Annotated in this window: 4 protein-coding genes; 3 read left to right on the forward strand and 1 reads right to left on the reverse strand. The window is 65.5% G+C overall.

Annotated elements, in window-relative coordinates; translation table 11 throughout:
• Window positions 1–155: 155 nt before the first annotated feature.
• Both L0D17_RS12685 and L0D17_RS12690 read left to right on the forward strand, forming a co-directional pair.
• A complete protein-coding gene (locus L0D17_RS12685; RefSeq protein ID WP_243095637.1) occupies window positions 156–1,094 on the forward strand; it encodes a hypothetical protein in 939 nt (312 codons plus the stop codon).
• Window positions 1,095–3,031: 1,937 nt separating this feature from the next.
• Window positions 3,032–3,391: a hypothetical protein gene (locus tag L0D17_RS12690; RefSeq protein ID WP_243095638.1), complete on the forward strand. Its 360-nt coding sequence runs from the start codon at window positions 3,032–3,034 to the stop codon at window positions 3,389–3,391.
• Window positions 3,392–3,639: 248 nt separating this feature from the next.
• On the opposite strand, the gene L0D17_RS12695 is transcribed toward L0D17_RS12690, so the two are convergent.
• Window positions 3,640–3,918, reverse strand: a complete 279-nt coding sequence (locus tag L0D17_RS12695) for a MarR family transcriptional regulator (protein ID WP_243095639.1) — start codon at window positions 3,916–3,918, stop codon at window positions 3,640–3,642.
• Window positions 3,919–4,069: 151 nt separating this feature from the next.
• Between L0D17_RS12695 and L0D17_RS12700 the strand changes: the two genes are divergently transcribed.
• Window positions 4,070–5,494 (forward strand): CAP domain-containing protein, encoded by a 1,425-nt coding sequence (locus tag L0D17_RS12700; protein ID WP_243095640.1) that lies wholly within the window; start codon window positions 4,070–4,072, stop codon window positions 5,492–5,494.
• Window positions 5,495–6,892 lie beyond the last annotated feature (1,398 nt).

A 6,892-nucleotide genomic window follows, 5' to 3' on the forward strand; every position in this document is an offset into this window, starting at 1 on the left:
GGCTGCGCCCGCAAGGGGAGATTTACCACGAAACGGAGATGTGGGTAAAGTCCTGTTACACATAACTCTTGACACGACCGGGACGAGGTCTTTAACGGCCTCGGGAAAGGACCCCGAGTCGCAAAGCCCGCCCCCTCGCTCCCTACAATCCCCCCATGGACCCCATCTACCTCCCCCTGCCCGAGGAACGAAGGGGCCTGTGCCTGTTCCTGGCGGCGGCGGACCAGAAGGCTTGGATGGATCTTCTCCTCAACCCCAAGCGGGAATGGGTGGAGAACTTCGCCAACGGCCTCCCCGCCTTCCTCTTCGCCCTCGTCTGGACCCACGAGCGGGACACCCTCGAGCTGGAGGAGCCCATCACGGACCACGAGGCCGTCCACCTCCTCAGGGAGGTGGAGCGGGAGTGGCAGAAGCGGGGCGAAACCCTCACCACCCGGCAGAAAACCTTCGCCCTGGTGGGCGACGTGGGGTATCTGAGCATCTACTTCCGCTTTGACCAGGCGTTCACCTTTGAGAACCTCGAGGGCTTCCTCAGCCGATGGGCCGTGGGGCTGGAGGAGATCGTTGGCTTGCCCCCGGTGCCCCCCGGGCTCATGCGCATCTACTTCCTGCTCGGGCCCATCCTGCGGGCTTGGCGCCGCCACCTCTTTTATTACTCCCCCGACCTCTTGATCTACCACATCCACGCCCAGCCCGACATGGACCTGATCAGCCTCTGCAGCACCCTCATCCGCAAGGAGGAGGTCCCCGAGGCGCACAAGCGGATCCTGATGGACGTGGCCCTGACGGCGGCCGCCGGGAAGGAGGAGCGGCTATCACAGTTATGGCACAAGCAACGCTACTACCTCCTGTCCCCCTACATGCGGGGAACGTGGAACGACGAGCTGAAGGCGAAGTGGGGGCCCTGGTGGGCGCGGGAGGACGCCCCCCGCGCCCGGAAGCAGATGGAGGAGTACGCCGAGAGGCTCCGCAAGGAGGCCCTGGAGTGGTACGGGTGCAGGGCCCTCTTCCCGGAGTTCTGGAAGTGGCAGGAGATGCTCGCCGCCTTCCTAGAGGAGGAGAGGCGAAAAGAAAAAAGCGCCAGGAGGAGGTAGGGGCGCTATACTCCTAGCGTGAGCGGTGGGCTGAACCGCCCGATACGGTCCCCAAGGGGCGTGGGGTACCTCTCCCCGTGGGGGGTGGCCTCCGCCCCGCATTTCCGGGGCGTGGGCGGCGTGTTCAAAAACGAACCCCCCCAATTTCTCCCTGAGAGCTTGGTGAGAACTCCCATCCTCCGCTCCTGGAGCGGGGTGGGAGAGCCCACCTCCCGTGGCGGGATGGGAGAACCCACCCCCTCCTGGAGGTGGACGTTCAAAAACGAACCCCCCCAATTTCTCCCTGAGAGATTGGTGAGAACTCCCATCCTCCGCTCCTGGAGCGGGGTGGGAGAGCCCACCTCCCGTGGCGGGATGGGAGAACCCACCCCCTCCTGGAGGTGGACGTTCAAAAACGAACCCCCCCAATTTCTCCCTGAGAGATTGGTGAGAACTCCCATCCTCCGCTCCTGGAGCGGGGTGGGAGAGCCCACCTCCTCCTGGGGGTGGGGTGAACCCGCTAGTGTCAAAAACGAACCCCCCCAATTTTGTCGTGAGAAGAAGATGAGAAACCAAGCCCCACCCTCTCACAAAATCCCCCGCTCTCTTCTTGCACTCCTTCTAACTACCTCCTACCCCACTTCCCGGGGTGCCCCCTTGCGTTTTTCGGGCGAAGCTCACCCCGCCCCCTTTCTCCCCATCGTTTTTGCTACCCTCCACCCCTCGAGGCCTACATAAACGCACCCCTATCGCCCTAGACCCCCCTCACAAAACCCACCCCCCGGAGTGATCCGGGGGTTTTGTTTTGCCCCGGTTTGGCCCTGGGGGTCTACCGGGTCGGTTCAGGACTAACGGGGTAGGTGCTAGGGGAGGACCAGGTGCGTCCTGGGGCCAGGCTAGCGAGTCTGGAGGTCCCGCTCTGAAGGGGGAAGCGCGGTTAGGCCTCGAGGGCACCCGCTCCGGTCCCTAGGTCCAGGACTAACGGGAGAGGAGGGCCAACACACCCCGGCTCCCCCTACCGGGCTAGGTGGGGGAAGCGCTACAGGCCCTCGAGGCCCCATGCGGGCCAGGTTCCACCTACCCCTCCTGATGGGTGAGGGGGAAGGGGGTCTGACCCCTACCGAGCCCCGCTCTCCCTGGGCTCGAGGACCCACACGGCCCCGGGTCCACCTACCCCTCCTGACGGGGAGAGGGGGTTCGGAAGGAAGGGTGAAGAGGAAGGGGGCGAGGAGAGGGGGAGGGCATCTAACCTCCCCTCTCCCTTTTTCCGTACCTGGACAACCCTGGCCGGGCGAGCGGCGGGTGGGTTTTCGCAGGGCGGGCTTGGCCTCGAGGGTGCGAAAACGAGGGGGTTGGAGGGCCAAACGCACGCGAATCCGTGGGGCGGTAGGGGGTGGAAGGTGAGCTTCGCCCGAAAGCGGCGGGAGGAGGGCGGGGTAGACAGGGGAGGGGATCGGGGTAGCACATGGAATAGTTCCAAGAAAGAGGGGACTGAGGAGTTCATGGAGGGTGCGGGGGGTTGGTGGCTGAAGGAACAGCTTCCTCGGGTACGATGGGTGTGGGAGCCTGGAGGCTTTTGTCCTGATGCGGAACCCCTCGCCCGGGCCCAGCAGGGCCAGGGGTTCTAGCGGAGGCGGCGCAGGTGTCTTAGTTACATAATGAGGGTTGAGGTGAGTTTGTAGCTAAGACACCTCCCATCCCCCTCCGCCCCTGCCCCCCGGCCGCCCTCGAGGGGCCCCGCCTCAGCGCACCCTTAAGGTGAAGGGCTTCGCCACCACCCCTTCGTACCCGGAGGCGGTGGCCTCGAGGCGGGCCGGGTAGTCGCCCGGGGTCCAGTTCGGCCCGACCCAGAGGGGCACCTCGGCCTCCCGCCCCTCGCCGCCCCCCATCCCAAGGGTGGTGTAGCCCAAGACCAAGCGCCCCTCGGGGGTTTCCGTGAGGGCGTTGAGGTAGACGCGGTGTTCGGCTTCCTCCTCCTGCTCCTGGCCGTGGACCGGGTGATTTGGGCCTGGGCGCGGCGCAAGGCGGAGGAACTGGAGGCCAAGCGGGAGGCGGGGGAAAGCCCGGAAGCCGAAGAAGCCCCCCTCGCGGAGGTGCCGGAGGCGGTGCTCCACCTGGGGGAGGCTCCCAGGCTGGTGGTCGGGGGCAAGGAGGTGCCCCTGAAGCCGGGGCCGGCGCACCTGGTCCTGGCGGAGGCGGGGCGGTACCTGAGCCCCGGGTCGCGGGTGGTGGTGAAGGGAGCCCCCCGGGACGAGGCCCTGGTCACCGCCGCCGCGGTCCTCGGGGTGCTGGGAGCGGTGGTGGCGCTCGAGGACTAGCGCCCCCTTGGTCCGGAGGGGAAGGCGGGAGGGAAGGGGCGCCTTAGGCCTCCGTCCCCTACGCGTTTGACCTCCCTGAGGCAGACGGCCTCCTGGAACCAAAGGTGCGGGCTGAGGGCGGTCTGGCGCGCCCTCGCCCGGGCGGGCCTGGCCTGGGAGGAGCCGGGCGGCTTCTGGCGCTTGGCGCCGACGAGGGAAGCCTCGAGGAGCCCAGAGCGGGCCCACGGGGGGAAGGCCCCCCGCCGCCCCTAGAGGAAGAGCGTGGTCTTGGAGGCCACCCGCTCCCCCGTGTACCCCTCCAGCCGGATGTCCTGGATGGTCTTCCGGTCGTTCAGGGCCCGGGCCAGAGCCCGCTTCTTGTGGAGGTCGGGGTAGCGGTCCATGAAGGCCTCGAGGCGCTCCGGGTCCCGCATGAGCCGGCTGAAGTAGCCCTTGTCGATCATCAGGAAGCGGGCGATGTCGTTCTGGGTGATGGCCCGCGTGGCCAAAAGCTCCCGGATCAGGTCGTGCCAAAAGTACTCGCCCATATAAGCATTTTACGCCGGGAGCGTGGGATTTTTGTGGGATAGGGGCTCCGAACCCGCTTCCCCTTACCCCCCTCGAGGCCCACCCCAACAGCCCCCGGGCGCGGGGAAGATGAGAGGCACCCTCTCTCCTCCCCCGTAGAATGTGGGGGAGATGGCGAGGAAAGAAGCGCTCCTAAAGGCCCTCCTCACCCTGGTCCTGGCGGGCCTCCTCCCCGCCTGCAACACGCTCACCCTCGGCCCCAAGCCCAACCCCGTGGCCCTCTCCGCCTCCCCCGAGGCCGTGGCCTACGCGGACGCGGGGGGCGCCTACACCCTGACCCTCACCCTGCAGGACACCGTCAAGCCGGTGGAGGTGAGCCTGGCCCTGGCCGACCCCTGCGCCAAGGGCACCGCCTACTGCCCGGGCTGGGACGCGAGCCGCTACCCCGGGGTCACCCACCCCACGGGGACCTACACCCTGGACAGCGCTAACCCCAGGGTGGACCTCACCTTCCAGGTGGACGCCACGGCCCTCCCCCAAGGGCCCTTCAAGTACGAGATCCAGGTGAAGGACGCCGAGGGGGACGCGTGGACGGTCCCCTTCTACCTGAAGATCCGGGACCCCCGGGGGCGTAGCGCCATAGAAGCCCTCGCCGACTGGCGGGCGCGGGCGGGGCTTCCTGGGGTCAAGGAGGACCCCGAGTGGGGGTGGAGGCTCTGGCTTCAAGGCAGGTACGCCGTGTACAACTACCCCAATGTCCCGGTCCACGACGAGGACCCCTCCCACCCCTTCTACACCCCGGAAGGAAGGGAGGCTGCCAGAACCTCCGGTTTGTGGACAGGCGCCGGCCCTTACGTGGGCCTCGAGTCTGTGCCCCTGGAAGAAACGGGCGTTAACGGTTTCATCACCCTGCCTTTTCACAGAATCGGCTTTGAACGACCCTTCCCCATGACGGGCAGCTTCGGGGTATACCGGGAGGTGCGCTCGGGCGCCCTCTGGAGTAGCGGGGGCTTCCGGGTTAGTTACCCCGAGGGAAGCACCACAAGCGAAGCCATCCCCTTCCCCACCCCTGGGATGAAGGTCCCCCTAAACCTGATGTACGGCAACGAGTGGCCGAGCCCCATTCTCACGTGCAACCAACCCGACATGGCCCCCAAGCGCCCCTACCTGACGGAAGCGGGCCTAACCTGGGGCACGCCGGAAGGCGCTATGCCCGCGAATAGCCCTAGGGGCTTTCCCATCACCCTCAGCAACGTGTTCCCCTGGAAGGGCGCCGAGGTGGTGGAGGCCCGCGTCACCCGGGTTGCCGACGGGCGGACCAACCCTGTGTGCGCTTACGGGAGCATGCAGTACTGGCATGCCGACCAAACACAACGCGATTTAGGCACATTCGTCCTTAAAGCAAGCGGAACGTTTGTAATCATCCCCCATGAACCGCTGGAGTACGGGGCGGAGTACGAGGTTTACGTCAAGGCGCGGTCTGAGGAAGGGGTAGAAAAGGAGTGGACCTGGCGCTTCCAGGTGGACGAGCAAAGCCAGATGGTGCCCCTCCGGCTTCCCCCGAGCCCCCTGGACGGGGGGATGGAGTACCGCTAGAAGCGGGGCTGGGGAGAGGGCCGGGGGGATACCTCCCGGCCCCTCCCTTTTTCTTCTCCTTTCCAGGGGAGAGTGCCGCAGTACTGATCCTGGCAAGCTCCCTTCGCGGGAGCAAAAAGGATCTCCCGTAGGCACCTACCCTGGCTCAAGCTAAAGCGGGAATTCCTCCTGCACCCAGCTACCGACTTGTCCCAAGGCTGCGCTCCGAGGTCCAGGGGTGCCAGCCTTGGTGGGGTGGGTCGTCGAGGCGGAAGGGGGATGGGGGAGGTAGAGGAGAGGGTCTTGCTTACATACGCAGGTTTACCGCGACTTTGTAGCTAAGAGAGCCACCCCACCCCTTCCACCGTTGCCCCCGCCCGGCCTCGAGGCGAACCCTCCCCCCTTGCGTCAGGACACCCGAGGTAGGGGAAATTCCCTCAGGCAAGACCCCTTTTCCGCCCGAGCAGTCCTGGTAGCCACGAGGGAGTGCAAGCTGCGCCCGGCCCCACGCTTCTCGCCAAGGGAAGAGGCGCCGGCCCGCGGCCCAGGGGTGGCCCCCCGGTGAGGGACAAAACCCTTCCTGCCGCGAAATGAAAGCCCCTGGGGCCTCCCGAGCCCAGACACCGCCTCCACCTCCGCCTTGGGGGCCAGCTCCAGAAGGGCCCGCGCCCTTTGCCCCTGGGTGCAGGTGGCGAGGAGCTTCATTCGCGAAAGCTCTCTTTCGCGAACAACCAATCGGTTGCCATCCTCGAGGGGCGGTTTGGGAGCGGTAGAGAACCGCCCCCTACCACGAAAACGGGCCCCGGGGGTTTGCCCCCGGGGGTGGAGCCGTCGAGCGGTTTGACCCTACCCATCGAGGCCGGCAAAAACCCCGGGGTTTTCCCCGGGGGGTGAATTCGAGGACCCCTTCCTATCGCCGCCCGGCTCGCTTGTAGGCCGCCATCACCCGGTAAACCTGGTTGCGCCTCGGGAAGGGAGAGGTGGTGATGCTCATCAGGCCAAAACCCAGGAGGGCCGCGGCCATCAGGGCCTCGAGGCCCGAGGCCGCCTGGTGATACGGGAGAAGGGATGAGAAGAAGTACCGGAACAGGCTCGGTTGGCTTGGTCAAAAAGTTGGCTTGGTCAAAAAGAACAATGAGGGAGTGCCTGCTCAGCAAACTACTTCTTATTTGCCTGCTTCCATTCATTGACAAAAAGCTCAACAAGGTCGTCAACAGCAGAGGTGATGCGGTCAAAAAGCTTGCTTATTTCAAAGGGACCAAAGATACCTCCTAGTTGATGATAGCTCCATGTAATTGCTGGGAAGCTGTGTGATGTCCAATCTAATGTAGAAACCTGTGTCAAGTAAGCGTGGTCGTGTCAAGAGTTATGTGTAAGAGTCTGTGTACGGGGGGCATACCGCTCCTGAAGCATCTTCTC

The organism is Thermus thalpophilus (assembly GCF_022760915.1).
Taxonomy (GTDB): domain Bacteria; phylum Deinococcota; class Deinococci; order Deinococcales; family Thermaceae; genus Thermus; species Thermus thalpophilus.